The 25,893-nt window shown below is 39.6% G+C and carries 28 protein-coding genes; 26 read left to right on the forward strand and 2 right to left on the reverse strand.

The annotated features are described in order from the left end of the window. Positions 1 to 7: 7 nt before the first annotated feature. The 20 genes from MHI60_RS10085 (at position 8) to MHI60_RS10180 (ending at position 17,553) form a co-directional block, all read left to right on the forward strand. Positions 8 to 301, forward strand: a complete 294-nt coding sequence (locus MHI60_RS10085) for a competence protein ComFB (RefSeq protein ID WP_041088040.1) — start codon at positions 8 to 10, stop codon at positions 299 to 301. Next, positions 298 to 984, forward strand: coding sequence for a ComF family protein (locus tag MHI60_RS10090; RefSeq protein WP_186437285.1), 687 nt, complete (start codon positions 298 to 300; stop codon positions 982 to 984). The genes MHI60_RS10085 and MHI60_RS10090 overlap by 4 nt, the downstream gene beginning before the upstream one ends. A gap of 56 nt (positions 985 to 1,040) precedes the next feature. Further along, positions 1,041 to 1,460, forward strand: coding sequence for a TIGR03826 family flagellar region protein (locus tag MHI60_RS10095; protein WP_039181808.1), 420 nt, complete (start codon positions 1,041 to 1,043; stop codon positions 1,458 to 1,460). Positions 1,461 to 1,539: 79 nt separating this feature from the next. Next, the gene (flgM, locus tag MHI60_RS10100) at positions 1,540 to 1,803 is read left to right on the forward strand and encodes a flagellar biosynthesis anti-sigma factor FlgM (RefSeq protein ID WP_095409676.1); all 264 of its coding nucleotides are present in this window, start codon (positions 1,540 to 1,542) and stop codon (positions 1,801 to 1,803) included. A gap of 18 nt (positions 1,804 to 1,821) precedes the next feature. Next, positions 1,822 to 2,304, forward strand: coding sequence for a flagellar protein FlgN (locus tag MHI60_RS10105; RefSeq protein ID WP_144472023.1), 483 nt, complete (start codon positions 1,822 to 1,824; stop codon positions 2,302 to 2,304). Positions 2,305 to 2,319: 15 nt separating this feature from the next. After that, positions 2,320 to 3,840 (forward strand): flagellar hook-associated protein FlgK, encoded by a 1,521-nt coding sequence (gene flgK, locus MHI60_RS10110; RefSeq protein WP_144483665.1) that lies wholly within the window; start codon positions 2,320 to 2,322, stop codon positions 3,838 to 3,840. Between the two features lie 9 nt (positions 3,841 to 3,849). Next, a complete protein-coding gene (flgL, locus tag MHI60_RS10115; protein ID WP_144472025.1) occupies positions 3,850 to 4,758 on the forward strand; it encodes a flagellar hook-associated protein FlgL in 909 nt (302 codons plus the stop codon). 46 nt (positions 4,759 to 4,804) lie between these two features. Further along, positions 4,805 to 5,383 (forward strand): DUF6470 family protein, encoded by a 579-nt coding sequence (locus tag MHI60_RS10120; protein ID WP_095409672.1) that lies wholly within the window; start codon positions 4,805 to 4,807, stop codon positions 5,381 to 5,383. Positions 5,384 to 5,411: 28 nt separating this feature from the next. Next, complete coding sequence (fliW, locus tag MHI60_RS10125; protein ID WP_075611996.1) at positions 5,412 to 5,846, forward strand: flagellar assembly protein FliW; 435 nt, start codon at positions 5,412 to 5,414, stop codon at positions 5,844 to 5,846. Then, the gene (gene csrA / locus MHI60_RS10130; protein WP_008360181.1) at positions 5,840 to 6,064 is read left to right on the forward strand and encodes a carbon storage regulator CsrA; all 225 of its coding nucleotides are present in this window, start codon (positions 5,840 to 5,842) and stop codon (positions 6,062 to 6,064) included. The genes fliW and csrA overlap by 7 nt, the downstream gene beginning before the upstream one ends. Before the next feature lie 161 nt (positions 6,065 to 6,225). Then, complete coding sequence (gene flaG / locus MHI60_RS10135; protein WP_144472029.1) at positions 6,226 to 6,567, forward strand: flagellar protein FlaG; 342 nt, start codon at positions 6,226 to 6,228, stop codon at positions 6,565 to 6,567. A gap of 20 nt (positions 6,568 to 6,587) precedes the next feature. Further along, a complete protein-coding gene (locus MHI60_RS10140; RefSeq protein ID WP_144472031.1) occupies positions 6,588 to 8,117 on the forward strand; it encodes a flagellar hook-associated protein 2 in 1,530 nt (509 codons plus the stop codon). A gap of 17 nt (positions 8,118 to 8,134) precedes the next feature. Beyond that, positions 8,135 to 8,539, forward strand: coding sequence for a flagellar export chaperone FliS (gene fliS, locus MHI60_RS10145; protein ID WP_058837543.1), 405 nt, complete (start codon positions 8,135 to 8,137; stop codon positions 8,537 to 8,539). Continuing rightward, positions 8,536 to 8,877, forward strand: coding sequence for a flagellar protein FliT (locus MHI60_RS10150; protein WP_095409669.1), 342 nt, complete (start codon positions 8,536 to 8,538; stop codon positions 8,875 to 8,877). Before fliS ends, MHI60_RS10150 begins: the two co-directional genes overlap by 4 nt. 13 nt (positions 8,878 to 8,890) lie before the next feature. Beyond that, positions 8,891 to 9,271 carry a hypothetical protein gene (locus tag MHI60_RS10155; protein WP_095409668.1) on the forward strand — a complete coding sequence of 127 codons (381 nt, stop codon included), beginning with the start codon at positions 8,891 to 8,893 and terminating at the stop codon, positions 9,269 to 9,271. 33 nt (positions 9,272 to 9,304) lie between these two features. Beyond that, a complete protein-coding gene (locus MHI60_RS10160) occupies positions 9,305 to 10,990 on the forward strand; it encodes a methyl-accepting chemotaxis protein (RefSeq protein WP_144472033.1) in 1,686 nt (561 codons plus the stop codon). A 188-nt stretch (positions 10,991 to 11,178) separates the two neighbouring features. Next, entirely contained in the window at positions 11,179 to 11,742 is a 564-nt protein-coding gene (gene raiA / locus MHI60_RS10165; protein ID WP_024423608.1) for a ribosome-associated translation inhibitor RaiA, read from the forward strand. Between the two features lie 198 nt (positions 11,743 to 11,940). Continuing rightward, positions 11,941 to 14,466, forward strand: coding sequence for a preprotein translocase subunit SecA (gene secA, locus MHI60_RS10170; protein ID WP_095409666.1), 2,526 nt, complete (start codon positions 11,941 to 11,943; stop codon positions 14,464 to 14,466). Between the two features lie 67 nt (positions 14,467 to 14,533). Continuing rightward, a protein-coding gene (gene prfB, locus MHI60_RS10175) for a peptide chain release factor 2 (protein ID WP_141211642.1) occupies positions 14,534 to 15,635 on the forward strand; the annotation gives its coding sequence in 2 pieces (ribosomal slippage) (positions 14,534 to 14,605 and positions 14,607 to 15,635; 1,101 coding nt in all). 124 nt (positions 15,636 to 15,759) lie between these two features. After that, positions 15,760 to 17,553 carry a M3 family oligoendopeptidase gene (locus MHI60_RS10180; protein WP_144483662.1) on the forward strand — a complete coding sequence of 598 codons (1,794 nt, stop codon included), beginning with the start codon at positions 15,760 to 15,762 and terminating at the stop codon, positions 17,551 to 17,553. A gap of 183 nt (positions 17,554 to 17,736) precedes the next feature. Here MHI60_RS10180 and MHI60_RS10185 read toward each other — a convergent pair whose 3' ends face one another. Beyond that, entirely contained in the window at positions 17,737 to 18,471 is a 735-nt protein-coding gene (locus MHI60_RS10185) for an alpha/beta family hydrolase (protein WP_095409664.1), read from the reverse strand. Between the two features lie 189 nt (positions 18,472 to 18,660). On the opposite strand from MHI60_RS10185, the gene MHI60_RS10190 reads away from it, so the two are divergent. The 5 genes from MHI60_RS10190 to MHI60_RS10210 all read left to right on the forward strand — a co-directional run bounded on the left by MHI60_RS10190 (position 18,661) and on the right by MHI60_RS10210 (position 23,209). Next, positions 18,661 to 19,509, forward strand: coding sequence for a YitT family protein (locus tag MHI60_RS10190; RefSeq protein ID WP_095409663.1), 849 nt, complete (start codon positions 18,661 to 18,663; stop codon positions 19,507 to 19,509). Between the two features lie 48 nt (positions 19,510 to 19,557). Next, the gene (cccB, locus tag MHI60_RS10195) at positions 19,558 to 19,887 is read left to right on the forward strand and encodes a cytochrome c551 (RefSeq protein WP_048237547.1); all 330 of its coding nucleotides are present in this window, start codon (positions 19,558 to 19,560) and stop codon (positions 19,885 to 19,887) included. A 379-nt stretch (positions 19,888 to 20,266) separates the two neighbouring features. After that, positions 20,267 to 20,953, forward strand: coding sequence for a cell division ATP-binding protein FtsE (gene ftsE, locus MHI60_RS10200; RefSeq protein ID WP_024423601.1), 687 nt, complete (start codon positions 20,267 to 20,269; stop codon positions 20,951 to 20,953). Continuing rightward, positions 20,946 to 21,836, forward strand: a complete 891-nt coding sequence (ftsX, locus tag MHI60_RS10205; protein WP_048237545.1) for a permease-like cell division protein FtsX — start codon at positions 20,946 to 20,948, stop codon at positions 21,834 to 21,836. Before ftsE ends, ftsX begins: the two co-directional genes overlap by 8 nt. A gap of 110 nt (positions 21,837 to 21,946) precedes the next feature. Further along, on the forward strand, positions 21,947 to 23,209 hold the full coding sequence (locus tag MHI60_RS10210; protein ID WP_144483660.1) for a M23 family metallopeptidase: 1,263 nt from the start codon (positions 21,947 to 21,949) through the stop codon (positions 23,207 to 23,209). Between the two features lie 49 nt (positions 23,210 to 23,258). On the opposite strand, the gene MHI60_RS10215 is transcribed toward MHI60_RS10210, so the two are convergent. Then, positions 23,259 to 23,999 (reverse strand): sulfite exporter TauE/SafE family protein, encoded by a 741-nt coding sequence (locus tag MHI60_RS10215; RefSeq protein ID WP_024423598.1) that lies wholly within the window; start codon positions 23,997 to 23,999, stop codon positions 23,259 to 23,261. A gap of 153 nt (positions 24,000 to 24,152) precedes the next feature. On the opposite strand from MHI60_RS10215, the gene MHI60_RS10220 reads away from it, so the two are divergent. After that, the gene (locus MHI60_RS10220; RefSeq protein WP_144483657.1) at positions 24,153 to 25,601 is read left to right on the forward strand and encodes a S41 family peptidase; all 1,449 of its coding nucleotides are present in this window, start codon (positions 24,153 to 24,155) and stop codon (positions 25,599 to 25,601) included. Positions 25,602 to 25,893 lie beyond the last annotated feature (292 nt).

The raw sequence follows: 25,893 nt of genomic DNA on the forward strand, positions 1-25,893 counted from the left end.
ACAAAATATGCTACTCAATGCAAAAGAAATACTACTCAAGGAAATTCTCTATCAATATCTCAACCAATTAAACATGATTTGTCATTGTGAAAAGTGTATGGAAGATGTATTAGCAATTTCACTGAATCAAGTGAAACCACAATATATAACAGATATCGATAAAATATCTTACAGTAAATCTGAGATGGTGGATAAACAGAAGAATACTGCTATGCTGGTCATTCTGACAGAAGCAGCTTCCAAAGTCTCCGCATTTCCAAGATGTGAAAATCGCCTGCTGCTGAACAAGGAAACCAATTGATTTGCCCGATTTGCGATGGACATTTTGTGCATGCTTTTACATGGAAATCATTACTTCTATTAAATGATGAGCGTCTTTGTGTAGCATGTAAGAATCAATTAGTAAAGATTGAGCGTCCTATTTGTCCAACCTGCGGAAGAGCGCAGTCAAATGATCAAATGTGCCAAGACTGTGATAGATGGAATGAACGCATTGATTCTACTAAAGTCCTTATAAAAAATAGGTCAGTTTATATCTACAACGAGTTGATGAAAGATGTCTTTGCCCGCTTTAAATTTCGGGGTGATACGGCTTTAGTTGAGCTGTTTAAACGAGATGTACAAGCAGCATTTAAACGTTCCTTCTGCATAAAAGACCCATTGCTGATCCCGATCCCTTTAAGTAATGAAAGACTAAAAGAAAGAGGGTTTAATCAGTCCGTTATCATCGCTTCCTTGATAGGTAAGCCGATATTGCAGCCACTCGTGAAAATACATCAAAGTAAGCAGTCCAAAAAAAAGAAAAATGAACGCCTAGATCAAAAAGGTTTGTTTCAAATAAAGCAAACAAATGTGATTGTTCAAAGAGATATTATATTAGTTGATGATATCTATACAACGGGAGCAACCATTTATGATGCGGCAAGAATTTTGAAAGACGCAGGTGCCAAAAGTGTTTCTTCTTTTACGTTGATACGTAGTTAAAAATCATGATAATTAACCGATAATAAGTAAAGAAAATAACGTAAGGGGTTTTGGTTATGAATCAATTGGCAAACTGTCCACAATGTAATCAGCTATTTTTAAAAACCACCATCCAAACGGTTTGTAACAAATGCTATGAAGAAGAAGAACGTTCTTTTGATATCGTATATAAATTCTTGAGGAAGCAAAGTAATAGACAATCAACCATTGCTGAAATAGTAGATGCAACAGAAGTTGATGAAGAATTAATCTTGAAATTTATTCGTTTGAAAAGACTGCAAATTAGTCAATTTCCGAATATTAATTACCCTTGTGAAAGATGTGGCAAAGCGATCAGGAAAAACAAGCTATGCAGCCAATGTGAACAGGATATTCATTCGCAAATCAGCCAAATGAACCAGGAAGAGGAGCGTAAAAGGGAGATTGAATCTAGGAAAAAAGACACCTATTATGCCATTAATCCTAAAAACGACTGATTCCCTAAACTAAGTTGCAGTTTGGTCGATAAAATGGATAGAATCAAGACAGACTGTAACGGAAAGCGAGAGGAATCCCGTGAAAATTAATCGATATGGAACACAACCAGTAAATCCTTACAAGAAAACATATGAGAAACAAACGTTGCAATCGAATCAAGCAAAATCAACTGATAAAGTCGAAATTTCTAAAAAGGCAATCGAAATGCAAAAGGTGCCGAATATTATGAGAGAACGCCAAGATAAAATAGACCAACTTAAAAAAAGCATTGAAGCCGGAACATATCAAGTAGATACAAAAGGCATTGCAGATAAAATGCTGAATTTTTATAAACAACAATAACAAAAGGGAGCAGCGTGAATGTCAGTTAAAATAATTATTGAAGAACTGCATCGTCTCTATGGTTTGCATGAACAGCTTTTAAAGCTGTCTAAGGATAAAACAGAAATGCTGAAAAGCAATGAGATTGATGCTCTTTCAGAGGTTCTGAATTTAGAGCAAAAGTATATTCAGGCCATTTCTCAATTAGAAGAAAAACGAATTGAAGCGACCGTTCAATTTTTACAAAGTGATCAATCGCCAACCATCACTGCATGTATCGAAAAGGCTGAAGGTACAGATCAAGAAGAGCTCATTTCATTATATGAGAAACTAAATGACATCATGGTGGAACTAAAAGATGTAAATGAACTGAACAAGCAGCTTATTCAGCAGTCACTTCAATTTATTTCACTGACATTCGAGTTGGTTAACCCTAATAAAGAAAATATGAATTACGGACAAAATGGTCTTGAGAGTTCAAAGCCTAAACAGCAAAGGGCTTTGTTTGATTCAAAGGCGTAAACAAGGAGGATACCAATGGGTTCTACATTCATGGGATTAGAAACGGCAAAAAGAGGAATTACAGCCCAGCGTGCAGGGCTTTATGTCACATCAAACAACGTCTCCAATGCCAATACGGAGGGCTACTCAAGACAAAGAGTGACCTTTAAAGCAGAAAATCCTTATCCAGTCATTTCTGTTTATGATGGCAAGACGTATGGTCAAATGGGGACAGGTGTACAAGTTGGAACGGTTGAAAGAATTCGAGACAGCTTTTTAGATCTACAATATAGAGATCATAATAATAACTTATCTTACTACGCAACGAAGTCAGATGCTCTTTCACAGATGGAAGGGGTTATGAATGATTTGACGGATGAAGGCTTGAACAGAGCCTTTGATAACCTTTGGAAATCATTACAGGTCTTATCGGAATCAAAGAATGCTGATACGGCTTCTGCACGTACAGTTGTTAAAACAAGTGCACAGGCTTTAGTTGATCAATTCCGTCTGCTCAATTCTTCTTTAACAACGATACAAAAGAATTTGAAAACCGAACTCGATTCAACGGCCAAAGATGTAAACACTCTTTTATCTCAAATAGATGAAGTGAACAAACAGATTGCAGCAGTTGAGCCAAATGGTTATCTTCCAAATGATCTTTATGATACACGTGATACTTTGGTAGATCAATTATCCTCACTTGTTGATATTAAGGTCAGCTACAATCCACCTGGCGGTAATGCGCTCAAAATTGCTGAAGGAACTGTCAACATCGACATTATCGGTGCCAATGGACAATCCGCAGGAAACATTTTGAATGGTATTACGAACGAAAAGTCTGAACTGCAAATCTCTTACGATAATACAACGGGACTTGTTAATTCTCTTCAATTCGGAACAACAACCATTGCAGCGGATCAATTACAAGTGAACGGAAAAGTAAAAGCACTTGTTGAAGCTTACGGATACATGTCAAATGGTGCAGAAAAAGGCATGTACCCAGATATGCTTGCAGAGCTGGATGAAGTAGCAAAAGTCTTCATGGATACATTTAACGATGTACATAAGCAGGGGTACACGTTAACTGGTGCAAGTGGACAAGACTTTTTTGATATCGAGAATAACAATGAGTTGAATAAAGGTTTGGCAGCTCGTATTAAAGTGAGCGATGTCATTTTAGCATCAACAGATAATATTGCAGCATCTCTCAATCAAACACAAGGTGACGGTTCGAATGCTACGAAGTTAGCTAATATACAAGACTTAAAGTTGCCAATCGGCGGCAATACAACGACAATTCAGGATTATTACCAAAATGTCATTGCTGAGATGGGAGTACAAGGGAAAAAGAACATGACGCTTGAAAGCAGTTCAGCTGCTCTTGTCAATTCAGCCAATGAACGTAGAATGTCGACTAGCGCTGTCTCCATTGATGAAGAAATGACGAATATGATTCAATTTCAGCATGCATATAATGCGGCTGCGAGAATTATGACATTACAAGATGAAGTATTGGATAAGGTAATAAACGGCATGGGTGTCGTAGGAAGGTAGGGATAACGGATGCGAGTCACACAAGGTATGATTTCTCAAAACTCACTTCGAAATATTAGTAAAAGTTATGAAAAACTTTCTAAAATTAATGAGCAGGCACAAACAGGCAAACGTTTCACGAAAACGTCTGATGATCCTGTTGCAGCAGTAAAAAGCCTTCAATATAGCACAGCTCTGTTTCGAAATGAACAATATAAAAATAACTTAAATGAAGCACAAAACTGGATTGATACATCTGAAACAAGTGTCACTGAAATCATTGATATTATGTCAAATATACGAGATAAAGTGCTTGATGCGGCAAACGGAACAAAGCAGCCCGAAGATTTAGCAGCTATTGGAGTAGAAATTGGTCAGATGAAGAATCAAATCATTGATGCAATGAACACTCAAATGCTAGGTAAGTTCGTATTTAATGGGACGAATACAAATGTCAAACCAGTTGTTGAGAATGCAGACGGTACGTATACATTTAACTTCGAAAATTATACAGATGCGAATGCTGTTCAAGCGAATATTTCTGATGGTATCACTTTAAATGTAAACTCAAATCCAATCTCAGCGTTTGGTGGACAGGCCAGCGGTCAAAATGTCATTGAAATGCTGACTGATTTAGAAAACTCATTGAAAAATGGAACGTTCGCGAATTCTGATGATGCATTAGGAAGTATCGATCAGTTTAAAGAAGTGATGAGTGCTGAACGATCTGATCTAGGAGCGCGTTCGAATCGTGTTGACTTAGTAGGAAGTCGTTTGACTTCACAATTCGAAGTACTGAAAAATGCTAAATCAGATAATGAAGATGTTGAAAGTGAAAAGGCAATTCTTGATCTTCTTCAACAAGAGACGGTGAATAGAGCAGCTTTAGCGACAACAGCTAAAGTCATTCAGCCATCCCTTGTTGATTTCTTAAGATAATAAAAAGCATCCGATGGGTGCTTTTTTGCATCATGGAGGTGAACATATGCAAATCCCGAGATTGTTAATGCAGCAAACCTATGCAAAGCTTCAAATGTCGACAACTCCTTCCCGGCAAGAAGTAGAGCAGCCACGAGCGGACCTTGAGATTCAGCAGCCACGAGCTGTCATGGATATCAAAAGGACACCTTCGAAATTAACCATTGATCAAACCGAGGCTTTTGCCGATATGGACATTAAGTCGATTTTTAGACGTTCTGAGGAATGGGCAGCTGAGGGGAAGCGTGCTGTTGGAGAAGGAATGGGGCGAAGAGCGGAAGAAGGAAGTGAACTCATCAAGATCGAGAATGGTGGGAATGCGATTGCTGAGTTTGCCAAAATCAATGGCAGTCCTCCAGCAAAACAATTCACCATTGGTGTGATACCTTCATTCTTTAGTGTGAAAATTCACTATCAGCCTTCTGAGCTTCAAATAGATGTGGAGCCACAAAAAGCTATCATAGAGGCAACACCTCATAAACCAATCGTTAACTACCAGCCAGGTAAGGTCAATATTGATATGTTACAATACCCAGAGTTAAAAATAGAAGTTGACGAAACGGGCCAAAATGGTGATAAGGTATAGTTAAGAAAAACGAAAAAGGTCGTGAATTATGATCATTCAAACAAAATACCATGGTGAAGTGACAATCAAAGAGGAGCAAATCATTAACTTCTCTAACGGGATACCAGGATTTCTGGATCAAAAACAGTTTGTCATTTTGCCTTTATCAGAAGAGTCTCCATTTTTAGTTCTTCAATCATTGAAAAACTCGGCATTAGGCTTTATTGTCAGCAGCCCATTTTTATTCTTCAATCAATACGAATTTGATTTAGACGAAACGGTTGTAGACATTCTGGAAGTAGAAGATGCCAATGATGTGGAAGTAATGGTTATTTTAACAATGGAATCATCTATTGAAAAAACAACAGCCAATTTAAGAGCGCCTATTATTGTGAACCGGAAAAACATGAAAGCCAAGCAGGTGATTCTGCATGATTCAGCCTATCATACAAAACATTTGTTAGAGGTGGCATCCTCATGTTAGTGCTGTCACGTAAATTAAACCAGTCGATTCAAATAGGCGATGATATTGAAGTCAAGATTATTTCAATTGAAGGCGATCAAGTGAAAGTCGGGATTGAGGCTCCTAAGCACATCGATATTCACAGGAAAGAAGTGTACCTGTCTATCCAAGAAGAGAACAATCGTGCTGCGAGTTTATCCTTAGATCTCCTCTCTCAATTATCCTCACAAAAAAAGTGAGGATTTTTTTATCGCATTCAGCTGTCCTTCTCCGTGTGAAAGCGTTACTATACAGATGTTCATGATCTATAGGAAACTTTAACAAATCGGTCCATCTATATTTAATTTGCAAATTCAAAGCCGATATAAAAGATAGATTAAAGCACAGGAGCTGAATAATTATGTCTGTTGGTAAGTTGACATCGCTAGAGCCAATTATCGATGCATTTCAAACCCGTGTTTCTAATAACCAGAATGACAATGTAAACTCTGACTCACAAGCAAATGGCAAGGTTATTTCAAAAGAAGAAATTGAAAAAACGCTTCAAGGGGCAAACAAGCTCATTGAGCCTACTCAATTTCATCTTCAATTCGAATTACATGAAAAACTCAATGAATATTATGTCAAAGTCGTAGATAACCAAACAGAAGAAGTCATTAGAGAAATTCCTTCCAAGGAATGGCTTGATTTTTATGCGGCAATGACAGAGATTGTCGGTTTGTTTGTAGATAAAAGAATGTAAATGAAGGGAGAACATAAATAATGGTCAATCGTATTACTGGATTTTCAAATGTGTTCGATATTGATGAAATCGTATCAAAGCTGATGAAAACGGAGCAAGCACCACTTGATACAATGACGCGCCGAAAACAAACACTTGAATGGCAAAGAGACAGCTATCGCGAGGTTAACTCGAAAATCAAAGAATTAGATGATTTGATCAACAGTTTAAACTTAACGCGCCCAAGTACATATGGCGCAAAAAAAGTGACAAGTTCTAATGAATCTGCTGTCACAGCAACTGGATCAACAAATGCGACCTCTGGCTCTATTCATGTCACTCAACTAGCGACAGCTTCTGTCTTCAAATCCTCTGGTACATCTGGATTTACACCAGCAAATGGCACGTTTACGTTTGAAGTGACGACACCAGATGCAACAAAACCGAAAATGGTGACGATCAATACCTCTGATTCCGATACAATCGATGACATCGTGAAAAAGCTAAACAACGCGCAATTAGGTGTGACGGCTTACAAAGGCCAAATCTCTGATGGCACTAACTACGTGGATACAATTGCTCTTACTTCTCGGACAACTGGTGAGGGTGTCAGTATTAAAGCAGCTGATGGCAATTCAGCTTCATTTTTAACGCAATTAGGTTTCCAAGTAGATGGAGATAACAAATTAGTTGCGACCACTCAAGGACAGAAGGCGCAATACGAGATTAATGGCCTGAAAATGGAAAATAACAACAATACATTCACACAGGCTGATATTACGTACGAACTTAAAGGAACAACGGATCAGCCTGTCAGCTTAAACGTTTCAACAGATGTAGATGCAATCTTTGATAAAATTAAACAATTTGTTGATAAATACAATGAGCTCGTTGAGCAGATTAATGGTAAAGTCAATGAAAAGAAAAACAGAGACTATCAGCCATTAACGGCTGAAGAGAAAAAAGGGATGTCTGAAAAAGAAATAGAGCTATGGGAAACGACTGCGAAGTCTGGCTTGCTGAGAAGTGATTCCATTTTACGATCTGGTGCCTCTAAAATAAGAAATGATTTGTATGCTAATATTACGACAAGTGATGCGAATAAAATCCAACTCACACAAATCGGTATTGAGACATCATCCAAGTATAAAGATGGCGGAAAGCTGGAATTTAGTAAGGATAGTAATGGAGTAGAGAAATTAAGAAAAGCCATTGAAGAAGACCCGGAGAAAGTCAGACAAATGTTTATCTCGGGTAGTTTAAATGTGGATTCAAAAGATAAAGACAAAGCACAGCAGCAATATCAAGAACAAGGAATCATCTATCGTGTCAAAAATTCCTTATCAGACTTTTCGAAAAGCATTCAAAAAAAGGCTGGCAGCACAACAATGGAATTAAAGGAATACGGACTTGGTAAGGACCTTGATTCTTTGACAAAACGAATGAGTACATTCCAAGATCGTTTAAAAATGGTTGAAGCCCGTTACTACAAAAAGTTTAACGCCATGGATAGTGCAATTCAAAAGCTAAACAACCAATCTGGCTACCTTTCTCAACTGCTTGGACAATAATTGGAGGTTTATAACATATGGCAATACAGAACCCTTATGCCGCCTATCAGAAAAATTCTATTGAGACCGCAACACCTGCCGAGTTGACGCTTATGCTTTATGAAGGCTGCTTAAAGTTCATCAGACTAGCGAAGCATGCCATTCAAAAAGAAGATGCAGAAACGAGAAACTTGAACCTGAAAAAGGCTCAAAACATCATTCAAGAATTAAATGTCACCTTAAATCGTTCCTATGACGTATCAAAGAGTATGGCAAGTATGTATGATTACATTTATCGCAGACTGATAGAAGCCAATCTTCAAAATGACGAAGAGATATTAAATGAAGTAGAAGAGTACGTAACTGATTTCCGTGATGCATGGAAGGAAGTCATTCAAACCGATCGAAAAGGCCGTCACCACTCTATCGGGGGCTCTCTATGAGTATTGTGGACCAGCTGCATGATCAAACATTAAAAATGGCAGCCGCAATATCGGAAAATCCGCAAAGTGAGACACTGGTTGAAGACTTTGAAGCCTTTTTAATTGAGAGAGATGAATTAATGAGAGATATACAGCATGAATTGACGGATCAAGAAAAAGAGAAAATCCGAGAAATCATACAAACAGATCAACAGATGGCGCAACAATTAACGGTTATCCAAAATGGGATAAAAGCAGATATTCAAGCCATTCAAAAAAAGAAAACAAAACAGCTGAATTATCAAAATCCATACCAGCCCATAACGAGTGACGGCGTATACTACGATAAACGGAAATAAATAGGTGAGACCTGTGGCATATCGTTCAAATGACTATATTTTATTAACCACATATTATGAACTTCTATATACGATAGAAGAGGGTCTAAAATATTTAGATGAAATTGAGAAGGATTTTGACAAAACAGAAGGGGATCGGATCTTTAATGATCTGATCCATGCCTTCTTTCACTTAGACACAACACATCCTCTTCTGCTTTCAATTATTGAAAATGAACACTTTACCAAAACGATTCGTTCGTTTGATCAATTATTTTTAAGTTTTGATATATTAGCTTTCTATACATTCCCTTCAAATCATTTCCAATCATTCCTGAAATCATATTTTATACCTGAATATAGAAAGTGGATGGATGAAATACATGCCTGTATGAGGCCGTATGTCATTCATTAATTTTTGTCCAATTCAGACTATTCGGAGGAAATTATGAGACTAAAAAATCAATTTTTATTTGGGCTTATTGTCATATGTGTATTGTTTATCAGTATGTTAGGATTCTCAAGCTATCTCTATTACAAAACAGATCAATCCTATAAAGCGCTATTAAGCAAGGAAGTAAAGCTTTATCAGACCTCGCTGGAATTAGAGACGCTTCTGCAAAAACAGGAAGCACAGATCAAAACATATGTCGTCATGCAAGACAGGGAAATCTCACAAAAAATTGAAGATACTTATGTTGATATTAATAAAAAAACAGGAGATGCTTTAAAACTTAGTACAGTCAAACGGGCAAAACAATTATTAGAAAAGATATCTCAAAAGAATGAACTCTACTATGAATCCACAAAAAGGTTATTTATATCATTAAATACTAACAATCAAAAAGAATTCAACACCCGCCTCAGTCAAGAATTACAACCTATCGAACAAGAAATACATACCTTAACAAAAGAATTCGCTCAAAACCAGCTTAAACAACGTGATCAAAAAATCAATCAGCTCAATCAAGATAGTAATCAATTATTGCTTACACTTATTTTGGTCAGTGCAGCGATTATTGTTGGCCTTTTGGTGATTGGGATCAGATTCGTTCATCGCATGACAAAACCAATTGTTTCTGTCACAAATGCCGCAAGAAGGATGGCAGATGGTGACCTTACCCTTGAAGAGATTGAAGTGACCTCTAAAAATGAGATTGGTCAACTCGGCACAGCCTTTAACCAAATGACAGCTCATTTGCGTCAGCTTATTTTGCAGGTGCAAAGTGGATCAAGACAGCTTGCAGATTCTGCTGCTCAATTTGAGGAAACCATCAGTCAAACGATATCGGCTAGTGAACAGACATCTAGCTCGATTGAACAGGTCAGTGAAGCTTCACGTGAACAATCAGGTGCGGTCGGAAAAGTTGCATCTGCGATTCAAGAAGTGTCGACTGGCATGCAAAATGCAGCTGTACACACGTCCGATGTTTCGGGTCACTCAATTTCAGTGACTGAAAAGGCTGAAGAGGGCGCGGCCCTTATTCAACAGTTTGTGAAACAAATGAGTTCTATTAAAGAGTCTGTGAATGAACACCATTCCACAATGACCCATGTACAAGCGCAGTTTACAGGCATTCAAGACCTGTTAGGTCACATCCATGCCATCGCTGACCAGACGAATTTGCTTGCTTTAAACGCAGCCATAGAAGCAGCAAGGGCGGGAGAACATGGAAGAGGCTTTGCAGTTGTAGCAGATGAAGTGAGGAAGCTGGCAGAAGAATCTAGTCAGCTGACAGATCAAATTAGTCAATTACTCGAGAACGTGAACAAAGATACAGAAAAGTCATCACAATCGATGACGAAGGTTGAGCGTGATGTAGCAGAGGGTGTAAAAGTATCACAATTATCTGAACAGAGCTTCCATGAAATCCTGGAATCTATTCGTGATATTTCAATGAAAGCAGAAGAGCTGTCAGCCACTGCAGAACAAATTTCTGCTAGTACAGAGGAAATTTCTCAAACGGTTGGTGTCATTGAAGAGGGTGCCAAACGAAACTCAGAAGAGACAGAGTACATGTCTGCTGCTGTTGAGGAATCGTTAGCGGCCAATGAAGAGATGAAAGCCGCTGCGGAGGATTTAAAATCCTTATCTCAATCGTTGAAAACATCGATTTCATCTTTTACCATTTAACGTGCGCTGGTCTTTTTCAAGAATCAGCCGAATATATATTCATCACCTATCAAGCAACAGTTGAAGCACCGCAAAATTCGACAAATTTCAATAAATATTCACATTTTTTTTACGTTTGAGCAGGAGAAAAGGAGGGAAAAGTAGAAATAGGTTTACATATCCTTAATTTTAAAGGAGGCGTTCTTTACATGAATTACAATGTCAGAGGAGAAAACATCGATGTAACACCTGCACTAAGAGATCATGTCGAGAAAAAAATTGGAAAGCTGGAGCGTTATTTTGAGACAGACGTCGATGCTTCAGTCAACGTGAACTTGAAGTTTTACAACGATCAAGAATCTAAAGTTGAGGTTACCATTCCAATGACTGATCTAGCACTTCGAGCTGAGGTGCATAATGAGGATATGTACAATGCAGTAGACCTAGCAGCTAGTAAATTAGAACGTCAAATTAGAAAGCACAAAACAAAAGTAAACCGTAAATTCCGCGAGCAAGGTGCCAAAAAGCACTTATTTGCTGGAGGAAATGGTACGGCTGAAGTAGCAGTTCAAGATGACGAAGAGATTGATGAAACAGAAATCGTCAGACAAAAGCGTTTCAACTTAAAACCGATGGATAGTGAAGAGGCTATTCTCCAAATGAACATGTTAGGTCATAGTTTCTTCGTTTTCACAAATGCTGAGACAAATTTGACCAATGTGGTGTATCGCCGAAATGACGGTAAATATGGACTTATTGAGCCAAACGCCTAAACATCAGTTGATGCTGATTCAAAAACAACCTAAATAAAGTAAACCCGTTCCTTTCAAAAGGGGCGGGTTTTTTGTGCGAAATTATGGCAAATTCTTTGGAAATGAAAGAAGGTATGGTATGATAAATGCAGGTAAATATGGACCTGTCAAACTTTTGGACATGCCGAAAAATTGCATGAAATAGAGGAGCGTTATTATATGCTTGGAATCTTAAATAAAGTGTTTGATCCTACGAAACGTACGATCAGCCGATATGAAAAAAAGGCAAATGAAATCGAAGCTCTCGCTCAAGATTTTGAAAAATTATCTGACGAGGCTTTACGAAATAAAACGATTGAATTTAAAGAAAAACTTGAAAAAGGACAATCTGTGGATGACCTGTTGGTGGAAGCATTTGCTACGGTTCGCGAGGCATCCCGCCGCGTGACAGGAATGTACCCATTTAAGGTGCAGCTCATGGGGGGGATCGCACTTCACGAAGGCAACATCTCTGAAATGAAAACAGGTGAAGGTAAAACGCTGACATCAACAATGCCTGTTTATTTAAATGCTCTTTCTGGAAAAGGCGTCCACATCGTGACAGTCAACGAATATTTGGCAAGCCGTGATGCGCAGGAAATGGGTAAAATTTTTGAATTTCTTGGTTTAACGGTCGGCTTAAACTTAAACAGCTTAGACAAAGATGAAAAAAGAGAAGCGTACGCCGCTGATATCACGTATTCAACAAACAATGAACTCGGCTTTGACTATTTACGAGATAACATGGTGCTTTACAAAGAGCAGATGGTTCAAAGACCACTTCATTATGCCGTGATCGATGAGGTTGACTCCATCTTAATTGACGAAGCGAGAACACCTCTTATTATTTCTGGACAAGCTGCGAAATCAACAAAGCTTTACGTACAAGCCAATGCATTTGTCCGTACATTAAAAATAGAAGATGATTTCACGTATGATATTAAAACAAAAAGTGTGCAATTGACTGAAAGCGGAATGACGAAGGCGGAAAAAGCATTCGGCATCGAGAACCTGTTTGATGTCAAACATGTCGCGTTGAACCATCACATTGCTCAGGCGCTGAAGGCACATGTTGCGATGCAAAAAGACGTGGATTATGTGGTAGAAGAAGGCCAAGTAGTCATCGTTGACTCCTTCACAGGACGTTTAATGAAGGGACGCCGTTATAGTGAAGGTCTGCATCAAGCCATCGAGGCAAAAGAAGGGCTCGAAGTGCAGAACGAAAGCATGACACTAGCAACAATTACGTTCCAGAACTACTTCCGTATGTATGAAAAGTTATCGGGTATGACTGGTACAGCAAAAACGGAAGAAGAAGAATTCCGTAACATTTACAACATGCAGGTTGTAACAATCCCGACCAATCAACCAGTGGTTCGTGACGACAGACCTGATTTAATTTACCGCACAATGGATGGTAAATTTAAAGCAGTGGCTGAGGATGTTGCGCAGCGCTATATGACAGGACAGCCAGTTCTTGTCGGAACAGTAGCAGTTGAGACATCTGAGCTTATTTCTAAGCTGCTTAAAAATAAAGGTATTCCTCATCAAGTGTTAAACGCGAAAAACCATGAGCGTGAAGCACAAATTATTGAAGAGGCTGGTCAAAAAGGTGCTGTGACCATTGCGACAAACATGGCAGGACGTGGTACAGACATCAAGCTTGGCGAAGGTGTAAAAGAACTTGGAGGTCTGGCTGTTATCGGGACAGAGCGTCATGAATCCCGTCGTATTGATAACCAGCTTCGCGGACGTTCTGGCCGTCAAGGAGACCCAGGGATTACCCAATTCTATCTCTCCATGGAAGATGAATTGATGCGCCGATTTGGTGCAGAGCGGACAATGGCGATGCTTGACCGCTTTGGCATGGATGACTCTACACCAATCCAAAGTAAAATGGTTTCTAAAGCCGTTGAATCATCTCAAAAACGTGTGGAAGGGAACAACTTTGATTCCCGTAAGCAGCTTCTGCAATATGACGATGTGCTTCGTCAACAGCGTGAAGTGATCTACAAACAACGTTTTGAAGTTATCGATTCTGACAACTTAAAATCAATTGTCATCAATATGATCCAATCTTCTATTGAGCGTGCTGTGGGATCTTATACGCCAAAAGAAGAGTTGCCTGAAGAATGGAAACTAGATGGTCTTGTTGAATTAATCAACACGAACTATTTAGACGAAGGGGCCATTACGGTCAAAGATATCTTCGGTAAAGAAGCAGATGAAATCACAACTTTCATCATGGATCGTATTAAAGAAAAATACGATGCAAAAGAAGAAACATTTGGCGAGGAACAAATGCGTGAATTTGAAAAAGTCATCGTTCTTCGTGCGGTGGATTCGAAGTGGATGGACCATATCGATGCAATGGATCAGCTGCGTCAAGGTATTCATTTACGTGCGTATGCACAAACGAATCCGCTTCGTGAGTACCAAATGGAAGGCTTTGCGATGTTTGAGCATATGGTTGCTTCAATTGAAGATGACGTGGCCAAGTATGTCTTGAAATCAGAAATCCAAAACAACCTAGAACGTGAAGAAGTGGTTCAAGGACAAACAACGGCTCATCAGCCACAAGAGGGCGATGAGGAGAAGACAGTGAAGAAGAAGCCGGTACGTAAAGTCGTAGACATTGGACGAAACTCTCCATGTCACTGCGGAAGCGGCAAGAAATATAAAAATTGTCATGGGAAGACAGAATAAGTAATGGAAAGAGGTGAAAACCTCTTTCTATTCATGTCAGCCCCCATACATCTATGAGGTGAAGGATATGGAATTAGTAGAAATTAGACAAGAGCTTGAAAATATGGCTAGCAGGCTAGCTGATTTTAGGGGGTCTCTTTGACTTAGAAACAAAAGAGGCCAAAATCGCAGAGCTTGAAGCGACGATGTCAGAGGCTGATTTTTGGAATGATCAGCAAAAAGCTCAAGGCGTTATCAATGAAGCCAATGCACTGAAGGATTCTGTGAATTCCTATCATGAGCTTAGTGAATCGCATGAAGAACTGCAAATGACGCATGACTTATTAAAGGAAGATTATGACGATGAGCTTCATGCAGAACTTGAAAAAGAGCTGAAGAACTTAACGAAGCAGTTTAATGAATTTGAGCTGCAGCTTCTTTTAAGCGAACCATATGATAAAAACAACGCCATTCTTGAGCTTCACCCAGGTGCAGGCGGTACTGAATCACAGGATTGGGGTTCTATGCTTCTGAGAATGTACACTCGCTGGGCAGAGCGCAGAGGCTTTAAGGTCGAAACGCTTGATTATCTTCCAGGTGATGAAGCAGGAATTAAGTCTGTGACTTTGCTTATCAAAGGGCATAACGCGTACGGTTACTTAAAAGCAGAAAAAGGTGTCCATCGTTTAGTCCGTATTTCTCCTTTTGATTCATCTGGCCGTAGACATACATCCTTTGTTTCTTGTGATGTCATGCCGGAATTCAATGAAGAAATTGATATTGATATTCGGACAGAGGATATCAAGGTGGATACGTATCGTGCAAGCGGAGCTGGTGGGCAGCACGTCAATACGACGGACTCTGCCGTTCGTATCACACACATTCCAACCAATGTCGTCGTGACGTGCCAAACAGAAAGATCACAAATCAAAAACAGAGAACGTGCGATGAAAATGCTGAAATCGAAACTTTATCAAAAACGGATCGAAGAACAGCAGGCAGAATTGGATGAAATCAGAGGAGAGCAGAAAGAAATTGGCTGGGGTAGCCAAATTCGCTCTTATGTATTCCACCCTTATTCTCTTGTGAAAGACCATCGAACCAATACGGAGATGGGTAATGTTCAAGCGGTGATGGATGGAGATTTAGATTCATTTATCGATGCTTACCTACGTTCGAAATTATCATAAAAACTCGGCTTCTTGCCGGGTTTTTTTAATTGTGAGAAAATATAATGAATATAAAGGAATACATACGACATACTGATTCTATATCCTTTGTATGATGAAATTAGCAAATAAAGGGGGAAATATTTTGGGATTAACACCATTGCAAGAAACGTGGGATTTAGATGCCTTTTTTAAAGGAGGCAGCTCTTCACCAGAATTTAAGACATACCTGCAAAACATTCAGCAGCTATTAGATGAATTACGACAAAAGGTAGATGCCTTTTCAAAAGAAGATACACACATTGAAAGTGAATTAACGTCTGTCCTTGACACGTATGAAACTACATATAAAAAATTGTCTCAAGCAGGTTCATTTGTATCCTGTCTTCAAGCTCAAAATACGAAGGATACGAAGGCAGGCAGCCTTCGAGGTGCGATTGCCAAGCTGGAAGCTGATTTAGGAACCATCCTTGCACTGTTTGACCAAGCGCTTGCTGCTATCCCTGCAAACAAGTGGGAAGAACTGATCAATTCTGCAGCCTTTTCAGATGTCCGCTACATATTAAATGAGCGAAGAGATCGTGTGAAGGATCAATTACCTGTTGAACAAGAAACGCTGATTCAAAAGCTAGCTGTTGATGGGTACCATGCGTGGGATGATCTTTATTCCAGCTTAGTGAATAAAATTACCATTCCGTTTGAACAGAATGGTGAAACGCAGATGATCTCTGTTGGCCAAGCGGAAAATGCCATGGATGATTCAGATCGTGAAGTCAGAAAGGCTGTTTACCACAACCTAGAGCATGCATGGACGCAGGATGAACATTTATTTGCTAGTACGCTCAATCACCTTGCTGGTTTTCGTTTGCAAGTGTATGAAGCAAGAGGCTGGGATCACATTTTAAAAGAACCGCTTGATATTTGTCGGATGAAACAAGAAACACTTGATGCGATGTGGTCTGTGATTGATGAACATAAGCAGCCATTCATTGATTATTTACACCGAAAAGCCGATATGCTTGGAGTGGATAAACTGAGTTGGTTCGATGTTGGGGCTCCTATCGGCAGTGAGACCAAAATCTACCCTTATGAAGAAGCAGCTGCTTTTATTGTGAAACATTTCGCTGGATTTGGAGAAGAGCTTGCTGCTTTTACAGAAAAAGCCTTTAACGAACGCTGGGTAGAAGCTGAGGACCGTCCAAACAAACGGGTAGGCGGCTTTTGTACAAATTTCCCTGACAGCGGAGAGTCACGCATTTTTATGACTTTCTCAGGAAGTCCATCCAATGTGGCGACACTAGCGCATGAGCTTGGTCATTCGTTCCATCAGGAAGTGATGCAGGATGTTCGCATTCTGAATCGCAAATACGCAATGAATGTAGCTGAAACAGCGTCGACATTCGCAGAAATGATTGTGGCTGATGCCTCATTAAAAGAAGCGGCAAATGAAGAGGAGCGTCTCAGCTTGTTAGAGGATAAGCTGCAGCGCAGTGTAGCATTCTTCATGAACATTCAATCTCGTTTCTTATTTGAACAGCGATTTTATGAAGAGCGTAAACAAGGAGAAGTGCCGGCTGACCGGTTGAATGAACTGATGGTCGAAGCGCAGAAGGAAGCGTTCGGTGACTCATTAGATGAATACCATCCGCATTTCTGGGCGTCTAAGCTGCATTTCCATATCACGAATGTTCCGTTTTATAATTTCCCATACACCTTTGGATACATGTTCTCGTTAGGAATTTATGCAAAAGCATTGCAGGCTGGTACATCGTTTGAAGAGAAATACATTGCATTATTAAAGGATACTGCTTCAATGACAGTGGAGGATTTAGCTAATAAGCATCTAGGCGTGGATCTTACCCAAAAAGCATTTTGGGAAGAAGCCATTCGTTTGGCTGTAGCAGATGCTGAGGAATTTTTAGAAGCGACAAAAAAATAAAAATGAAAAGCTCCTATAATAGGAGCTTTCAGATTGTTGACAAAGGGCTAAAATGATCTTTATTTTAGCCCTTTGTCTTCTTTTTTCAGTGTGATAGAAAACCTTTGAAATCTAGGAAGGATGAGCACCAGAACGCAGACCTGACAACGGATGCGAGGGTTTGTCTACACACTGAAGCTCCCATTACGGGAGCTTTTTTGCTGGCTTCAACCAATCAAGCATTGTCTGAATGAGATCATTTTGCTGTGATAGGGCTGGAATGTCCGCAGGGTGATCACCTTTTTGTTTGCCGTACATGCCAAACTGCGCATGATTCCCGCCTTTTATTTCATGATAAACGGTTTGAGACGGCAGATTTGTTTTCGACTTTTTGATTTTCACTTGTGTTGCCAGCCCATCCTTTTCACCTGAAATAGAAAGGACTTTCATTGAAGATTGTTTCAGGTCATCTGATGCTGGATAAGACGCTAGGAAAAAGAGTCCGTCGAGCTTGCTCTGATTTTTTTCTGCAAACATAGAGGCAGCTGCCCCGCCAAGTGAATGTCCGCCAATATACCAGTGTTTGATCGATTGGTGATCTTTGATGATATCCTGCGCTTTGTTTGGTTTGAAGATCGCAAAGGAAAATGGCATGTCAGGGATAAAGACAGAGTAGCCTTTTTTCATCAGCGTATCCCCGATATAGGCATACGCAAGTGGTTCCACCTTTGCCCCAGGATAGAGAATGATGCCAGTATCACTTTTTGGTGCTTCAAATGTATAAACATTATTTTTATGTTCCACTTGCTCAATGTTCACTTGTTTTTTTAATGCTTCTGATGGTCCATATGTAAAGCGGCTCCATGTATAGAAAGCACCAAAAGCTAAGATGATCAGTGCAAGTAATGTCATACTTGTTATCTTCAGTATTTTCTTCATCGCATGCCCCTTCTTTCTCATGTACATATTAAATATACCATCATTTACTCCTATGCCAACCGGCAAGTACGCTGATCCGTCTGTGTGATAAAGTATTAATCCATTAGCACTGCATTTGGCTGTTATTTACAATCGTTTTGAGAGGGCTTAAAATAGGTGTGCATTCAGAAGTAACGGAGGAAGAAAGACATGAAGCAGGGACATTCACAATTTTGGATCGAAGTGAAAAATTATTTGTTGATTTTAATCGGATCAGCCATCGTGGCGATTGGATTTAATACGTTATTATTGCCGAATCAGATTGCGGCAGGTGGTGTGAGCGGAATTAGTACCATCATGCAGTCATTCGGTTTTGAAGCGGCGTATGTGCAATGGGGGCTTAATATTCCGCTGTTTATCGCTGGCTTTTATTTATTAGGCGGTACATTTGGAGTGAAAACACTCGTCGGCTCGATTTTTTTACCTTTCATGGTGTTTGTCACAAGACACATTGCACCTGTCACACATGAAGCGCTGCTAGCGGCTATTTTTGGCGGTGTGGTCATTGGAATCGGAATAGGGCTCGTGTTCCTTGGAAATGGATCAACGGGTGGAACGGCACTCGCTGCCAAAATCATCAATAAGTACACAGGACTTACACTAGGAACCTGTTTAGCGATGATGGATGGCTTGATTGTTCTGGCTGCGATGACGGTCTTTGGAATCGAAGAGGGGCTGTACGCGGTCATTGGTGTGTTTATTTCTAGTAAAACGATTGATGTCGTTCAGGCTGGCTTCAGTCATTCGAAAATGGCGATGATCATTACAGGGCATGAAGATGAGGTCAGACAGGCGGTTTTTGATCAAATTGACCGCGGTGTGACGAAGATTTCAGCAGTCGGAGGATATACTGATCATGACCGCCCGATTTTGATGTGTGTCGTTGGGCAGTCACAATTCACAAAGTTGAAACAAGTGGTGAAAGCAATCGATGCATCAGCATTTGTCATCGTGATGGATGCAAAAGAGGTGCTTGGTGAGGGTTTTAAAAGGGCGTAAACAAGGATATAATAGCGTTGACCAAATGATTGTAAGGGAGGGAAATAGATGAAAAAAGGCGGATTAACGATGCTATTTGCAGCGATGCTTCTTGTTCTCGCGGCTTGTGGAGGAAATTCAAACAGCAGTGACAAAGAAGGCAGCAAAAGTGCATCATCTGTGAGCAGTGGTGAGGAGATCTATCAGCAAAACTGTATTGGCTGTCATGGGAAAGACCTATCTGGCGGAGGCGGACCAAGCCTGAAAGAAGTAGGGAAGAAATATAATGAAAGCCAAATCGCAGATATTGCGCAAAACGGTAAAGGCTCTATGCCAAGCGGAATGGTAGATGAAAAACAAGCAAAAGAAGTAGCGAAATGGCTTGCAGAGAAAAAATAAAACCTTTGTCTAATCGACAAGGTTTTATTTTTTTATATGTAGAAAAAGACTTTTAAATAGTATGAAAACGTATTATATTTAATTTTATTTAAAAAATAAGGGTATAAAGGCATGTTTTTCGGTTTTGATTGTTCTATTTACCTTTTATTTATAAGTTTTGAAATATAAATGTAATACCATTGCGTCGATTCATGACGTATAATTGGAGTTGTTGAAATTTAGACGATTCAATTTTTTCATCTTTTTGGATGAAAAGGACATAAATTGTTAGTAAGTATCGAAGGGTATGTGCGTGACCATACATAAGTTTTTTGACGAGAAGTGTCAAAACATCATGATAAGCTGTTAGTCAGCGAATAAGAAAAGATTAGGTGATTACATGATTCAAATGAAGGAAGTCTACAAGATCTATCCTAATGGTGTAAAGGCGATCAATGGAATCAATGTCTCTATCCATCCAGGAGAGTTTGTGTATGTTGTTGGTCCCAGTGGTGCTGGTAAATCCACTTTCATCAAAATGATGTATCGTGAAGAGAAGCCAACCAAAGGGCAAATCTTAATTAATAACAAAGATTTAGGCTCAATGAAGGAAAAAGAAATTCCTTACGTAAGAAGAGAAATTGGCGTAGTATTCCAAGATTTCAAGCTGCTTCCAACTCTTACTGTGTTTGAGAACGTAGCATTTGCTCTTGAAGTGATTGGTGAGCAGCCTCATATCATTAAGAAAAAAGTGCTTGATGTTCTCGATCTGGTCCAGCTCAAGCACAGAGCGCGCCAATTCCCTGACCAGCTGTCTGGCGGTGAACAGCAGCGTGTATCTATCGCTCGATCGATCGTCAATAGTCCTGAGGTCGTCATTGCAGATGAGCCGACAGGAAACCTTGATCCAGACACTTCTTGGGAAATCATGAAGACGCTCGAAGAGATTAATAACCGCGGAACAACAGTGGTTATGGCGACACACAACAAAGAAATTGTAAACACCATGAAGAAACGCGTCATCGCAATCGAAGATGGAATGATTGTGCGTGACGAAGCAAGAGGGGAGTACGGAATTTATGATTAAAACTCTCTCGCGGCATTTACGTGAGAGCTTCCGTTCACTAGGAAGAAACACGTGGATGACTTTTGCATCAATTAGTGCGGTGACTGTCACATTGATTTTAGTTGGGGTTTTCCTTGTGATTATGCTCAACTTGAATAACATGGCATCAAACGCTGAAAAAGAAGTAGAAGTAAAAGTATTAATCGAATTAACGGCGAATCAAAAGCAGCAGGATGAATTAAAAGCAGAAATTGAAAAGATTCCTGAAATCAGTAATGTGAAGTACTCATCTAAGGATGACGAACTGAAAGCACTGATTAAAAGCTTCGGAGAAAATGGACAATCCATGGGACTTGTTGATCAAGAAAATCCATTAAACGATGCGTTTATTGTGAAAACAACAGATCCTCACGATACACCAAAAGTAGCGAAGAAATTAGAAAAACTAAAGGGTACATATAAAGTAACCTATGGGAAAGAAGAGGTCAGCCGACTCTTTAATGTAGTCGGAGTAGCGCGTAATGTTGGTATTGTGCTCATTATTGGGCTGTTATTTACAGCCATGTTCTTAATCTCCAATACGATCAAAATTACGATTTTTGCTAGACGTAAAGAAATTGAGATTATGAAGCTGGTAGGTGCAACGAACTGGTTTATCCGCTGGCCATTCTTCATTGAAGGATTATTGCTTGGTGTATTTGGTTCCATTATACCAATTGCCCTATTGCTTGGCACATATCAATATGCAGTCGGCTGGGTCGCACCGAGAGTACAAGGCTCATTTATTTCACTGCTTCCATATAACCCGTTTGTCTATCAAGTATCATTGGTTCTACTATTGATTGGTGCAATCATTGGTGTATGGGGAAGCTTAACGTCTATCCGTAAATTCTTAAAAGTATAAATATATTTTGATGGCAGCATTCGAGAATTCTATAGAAGAAGTGACCGGTTGATCCGATTCATCCGGTCGGCTCTTCATGTCGACAGTTGTCATGGGAGGGGAATATCGTTTTGAAAAGAAAGCTGATGATGGCTGGAATGGCAGCGTTTATTGGAACAACGTGGCTATACATTCCAGGGAACGAGAATCGTGCATTCGCATACGAAGACCTAGATCAAAAACGTCAACAAATCGAAGAGAAAACATCGAAGACTGAATCAAGCATGAAGAAGAAGAAGTCAGAGCTGGCAAAGCTTGAAAAGAAAGAATCAAAGCTCAAGAAAGAAATTGAACAAATTGATCAAAAGGTAAGTACTGCAACTGAAAAAGTCGCTGAAAAAGAAAAAGAAGTTAAACAAACGAAGCAAGAGATCAAGAAGCTAAAAAAAGACATTCAAGTCATCAATGAGCGAATTGAAAAGAGAAAAGCCATTTTCAAAGACCGAATTCGTTCCATGCAAAAAAGCGGCGGTACGATCAACTATTTAGATGTGCTGCTAGGTGCTCGCAGCTTTAGTGATTTTGTCGGTCGTGTTGGGGCTGTCACAACCATTGTCGAAGCAGACAAAGACATGATTACAGAACATGAAAATGATTTAAAGCTGGTGGAGCAAAAAGAAGCAGAGCTAAATAATCAGCTAAGTGGACTTGAAACATCTCTGAAAGAGCTAGAAGCACTGAAAAAAGATTTATCTAAGAAGCAAAAAGAAAAAGAAAACATTCTAGGTGATGTGACTGATAAAAAAAATCATGCACATGATGAACTAGGCAAGCTTGAGAATGAACAAGAAATCCTAGCGAATCAAAAAGCGGCTGTAAAGTATGAGGAAGCACACCGACAAAAGGAAGAAGCGAAGAAAGCAAAACAAGCAGCTGAAAAAAATGTACCTGCACCTCACAGCGGCGGCTCAGATCAAGTATCTGATACACCAGCAAGCAGCTCAGGTTTTATTAAACCAGCTGCTGGCCGATTCTCATCTGGCTTTGGCGGACGTTCTGGTGGAAACCACTTCGGATTAGATATTGCAGCAAAGGGCACAGTTCCTGTTTATGCAGCAGCATCTGGAACAGTCACGAACTCAAGCTACTCATCGAGCTACGGAAATGTTGTGTTCATTACGCACAATATCAATGGACAGACCTATCAAACCGTATATGCCCATCTGTCTACAAGAAGTGTGTCAACAGGACAGAGAGTCGAACAAGGAGAATTCCTTGGATATATGGGAAATACCGGCCAATCGCATGGTCAGCATCTTCACTTTGAAATTCATAAAGGATTATGGAATGGTGCAAAATCAAATGCAGTCAATCCAGCGCAATATATCCGCTAATCAAAAAGCCGATAACATGATGTTATCGGCTTTTTTAGTCTAGATAGAATTAAAATAACAGCAGTAATCCGGCAATAATAGGTGTTAACAGAACAGCTGATTTCAATAAGAGCTTTGGTGCAAGGCGTGTGAATTTCGCGCCGATAAATGCGCCTAATACGGTTCCAATTAAAATTTGGATCAGCAAGATAAAATCAACATAGCCCTCTGAAATATACCCAATTCCACCGCCGATGGAAATCGGAATAATGACAAGCATTGTCGTGCCAACAGCTTGCCGAATCGACAGCTTCAGTAAAATCAAAAGCCCTACTTGAATAAATGGTGCAGACCCGATACCAAACATGCCTGACAGCATCCCTGACACAAGGCCTAAAATAATGCCTCTTGTCATCAGCTGACGTGAAGAAAGCGGCTGCTGTTCAGCCTCCTCATTAAGAACAAATAGTTTGATCATCATAAAAACAGCGGATAAAAAGAGCATTCCGGCTGTTAAATAGTGCAGACTCTCTTCTGGAATAAAAGGAGCAACCTTAGCCCCAGCAAAAGAAGCAATACAAGCCAGAGCTCCGACAATTAAACCAGATTTCAGCTGAATGTTCCCTTCCCGGTAGTGGCTGTATGCACCTGATAGTGTCGTAAATGCCATGGCGGCTAATGACGTCCCGAGTGCTGTATGGATAGGGATATCAAAAATTAACGTAAGCAATGCGATGACAAATCCTGCCCCGCCTGCTCCTACAAAACCTAATAAAATTCCTAATAAAAGCATCGTCAAGATAATATACATAGCGAAGACTCCTTCTCAATCATAACAAAATAAAAATTACACCTAATAAAATGATTCGTCAAGCCTTCACGGGAGAATGTCTTTACATGAAATCCCTTCTTCTGGCATATAATAACTCAGGTCATCAGGAAGAGTTGAAGAAGGAGGCCAAATATGAAAAAACAAATCGCATCTATTATGGCAAGTGTCGTTCTCTTAATAAGTGCAGGTGTGATGACGCATAAAGAGGGAACTCATGCGGAGTCACCGCAAGCAGCCGCTGCAATGGCTGGACAAGCTCAATCAAGTGATAAGGCGAAAGAGAATGGGATGGAAAAAATCGAGAAAGCCTATGACCTTATTTCGAATGAATATGTAGAGGAAGTGGATCGGCAAAAGCTGCTAGAAGGCGCAATACAAGGAATGCTTTCGACGTTAAATGATCCGTATTCAGTATACATGGACAAGCAAACCGCTAAGCAATTTTCTGATTCGCTTGATTCTTCCTTTGAGGGAATTGGGGCAGAAGTGGGGATGGATGAAGGAAAGATCATTATCGTCTCCGCCTTTAAAAAATCCCCTGCGGCAAAAGCAGGTCTAAAGCCGAAAGATGAAGTCATCAGCATTGATGGTGAGCCGATGAAAGAAAAAAGCTTAAACGATGCTGTGTTGAAAATAAGAGGAAAAAAAGGAACGTCTGTCGCCTTAACAATCAAACGAAACGGGATTGAAAAAGAGTTAACGTTCCATATCAAACGAGAAGAAATCCCGCTTGAAACTGTGACTTCCTCTGTAAAAGAGGTAAATGGTCATAAAACAGGCTATATTGCGATCTCCAGCTTCTCTGAAGATACGGCGAAGGATTTCACATCAAGTCTGAAACAGCTCGAGAAAAAGGGCATAAAAGGCCTTGTACTGGATGTGAGAGGAAACCCTGGCGGCTATCTGCAAAGTGTGGAAGATATTTTGAAGCATTTTATTACGAAGGATCAGCCCTATATTCAAATCGCAGAACGGAATGGCGACCGGAAACGATATTTTTCAAAACTGAAAGAACAAAAGCCTTATCCAGTAAACGTCTTAATTGATAAAGGCAGTGCTTCCGCTTCTGAAATACTTGCTGGAGCCATGAAAGAAGCAGGAAAGTATGAAGTCGTCGGTGATGTCTCCTTTGGAAAAGGTACTGTGCAGCAGGCGGTTCCGATGGGAGATGGAAGTAATATTAAATTAACGCTGTATAAATGGCTTACGCCAAAAGGCAATTGGATTCACAAAAAAGGCGTCGTACCGACAATTGCGATTCATCAGCCGGATTACTTTACCGCAGGTCCGCTTCAGCTCAAAGAACCGCTTCAGCTTGATATGAACAATGAAGAAGTGAGACAAGCGCAGACGCTGTTAAAGGGATTGTCATTTGACCCTGGCAGATTAGATGGATATTTTGATGAAGAAACGAAAAAGGCTGTACTTGCCTTCCAAAGCACATACAATCTCAATAAATCAGGTGTTATTGATTTGAAAACAGCGAAAATGATGAACAAAATGGTGGATGAAGTGAAATCTTACGAAAAAAATGACCTTCAATTGCAGACTGCACTAAAAGCACTATATCTTAAAAAATAAAGAGGCGAATAATAGCCTCTTTTTTTTGGTTCATAAGTGTCATGAACATGTAATAATTTATGTTTAAAAATAAATTATATCGAGAAATATATTCATTTATTTTACAAAAAACATAACATTCCTTCAATTTTACCCGATAACATATGTATATAAGAGACTTTCTGTTGATTTAAACATGTCATGAAAATGAAACTTTTGAAAGTTGTATGTTACATAAATAATTCTTACAATAAAAAGTAGCACTCATTTTAAATATTTTATTTTTTGCGGATATTCAGCTTGAGCATTAAGC

The sequence above is a fragment of the Bacillus sp. FSL K6-3200 genome, assembly GCF_038630485.1.
GTDB lineage: Bacteria > Bacillota > Bacilli > Bacillales > Bacillaceae > Bacillus > Bacillus safensis.

Coding starts and splice junctions, on each gene's coding strand:
- MHI60_RS10085 (WP_041088040.1), top strand. CDS start 8: ATGCTACTCAATGCAAAAGAAATACTACTCAAGGAAATTCTCTATCAA.
- MHI60_RS10095 (WP_039181808.1), top strand. CDS start 1,041: ATGAATCAATTGGCAAACTGTCCACAATGTAATCAGCTATTTTTAAAA.
- MHI60_RS10105 (WP_144472023.1), top strand. CDS start 1,822: ATGTCAGTTAAAATAATTATTGAAGAACTGCATCGTCTCTATGGTTTG.
- flgK (WP_144483665.1), top strand. CDS start 2,320: ATGGGTTCTACATTCATGGGATTAGAAACGGCAAAAAGAGGAATTACA.
- flgL (WP_144472025.1), top strand. CDS start 3,850: ATGCGAGTCACACAAGGTATGATTTCTCAAAACTCACTTCGAAATATT.
- MHI60_RS10120 (WP_095409672.1), top strand. CDS start 4,805: ATGCAAATCCCGAGATTGTTAATGCAGCAAACCTATGCAAAGCTTCAA.
- fliW (WP_075611996.1), top strand. CDS start 5,412: ATGATCATTCAAACAAAATACCATGGTGAAGTGACAATCAAAGAGGAG.
- csrA (WP_008360181.1), top strand. CDS start 5,840: ATGTTAGTGCTGTCACGTAAATTAAACCAGTCGATTCAAATAGGCGAT.
- flaG (WP_144472029.1), top strand. CDS start 6,226: ATGTCTGTTGGTAAGTTGACATCGCTAGAGCCAATTATCGATGCATTT.
- MHI60_RS10140 (WP_144472031.1), top strand. CDS start 6,588: ATGGTCAATCGTATTACTGGATTTTCAAATGTGTTCGATATTGATGAA.
- fliS (WP_058837543.1), top strand. CDS start 8,135: ATGGCAATACAGAACCCTTATGCCGCCTATCAGAAAAATTCTATTGAG.
- MHI60_RS10150 (WP_095409669.1), top strand. CDS start 8,536: ATGAGTATTGTGGACCAGCTGCATGATCAAACATTAAAAATGGCAGCC.
- MHI60_RS10160 (WP_144472033.1), top strand. CDS start 9,305: ATGAGACTAAAAAATCAATTTTTATTTGGGCTTATTGTCATATGTGTA.
- raiA (WP_024423608.1), top strand. CDS start 11,179: ATGAATTACAATGTCAGAGGAGAAAACATCGATGTAACACCTGCACTA.
- secA (WP_095409666.1), top strand. CDS start 11,941: ATGCTTGGAATCTTAAATAAAGTGTTTGATCCTACGAAACGTACGATC.
- MHI60_RS10185 (WP_095409664.1), bottom strand. CDS start 18,471: ATGAAGAAAATACTGAAGATAACAAGTATGACATTACTTGCACTGATC.
- MHI60_RS10190 (WP_095409663.1), top strand. CDS start 18,661: ATGAAGCAGGGACATTCACAATTTTGGATCGAAGTGAAAAATTATTTG.
- cccB (WP_048237547.1), top strand. CDS start 19,558: ATGAAAAAAGGCGGATTAACGATGCTATTTGCAGCGATGCTTCTTGTT.
- ftsE (WP_024423601.1), top strand. CDS start 20,267: ATGATTCAAATGAAGGAAGTCTACAAGATCTATCCTAATGGTGTAAAG.
- ftsX (WP_048237545.1), top strand. CDS start 20,946: ATGATTAAAACTCTCTCGCGGCATTTACGTGAGAGCTTCCGTTCACTA.
- MHI60_RS10215 (WP_024423598.1), bottom strand. CDS start 23,999: ATGTATATTATCTTGACGATGCTTTTATTAGGAATTTTATTAGGTTTT.
- MHI60_RS10220 (WP_144483657.1), top strand. CDS start 24,153: ATGAAAAAACAAATCGCATCTATTATGGCAAGTGTCGTTCTCTTAATA.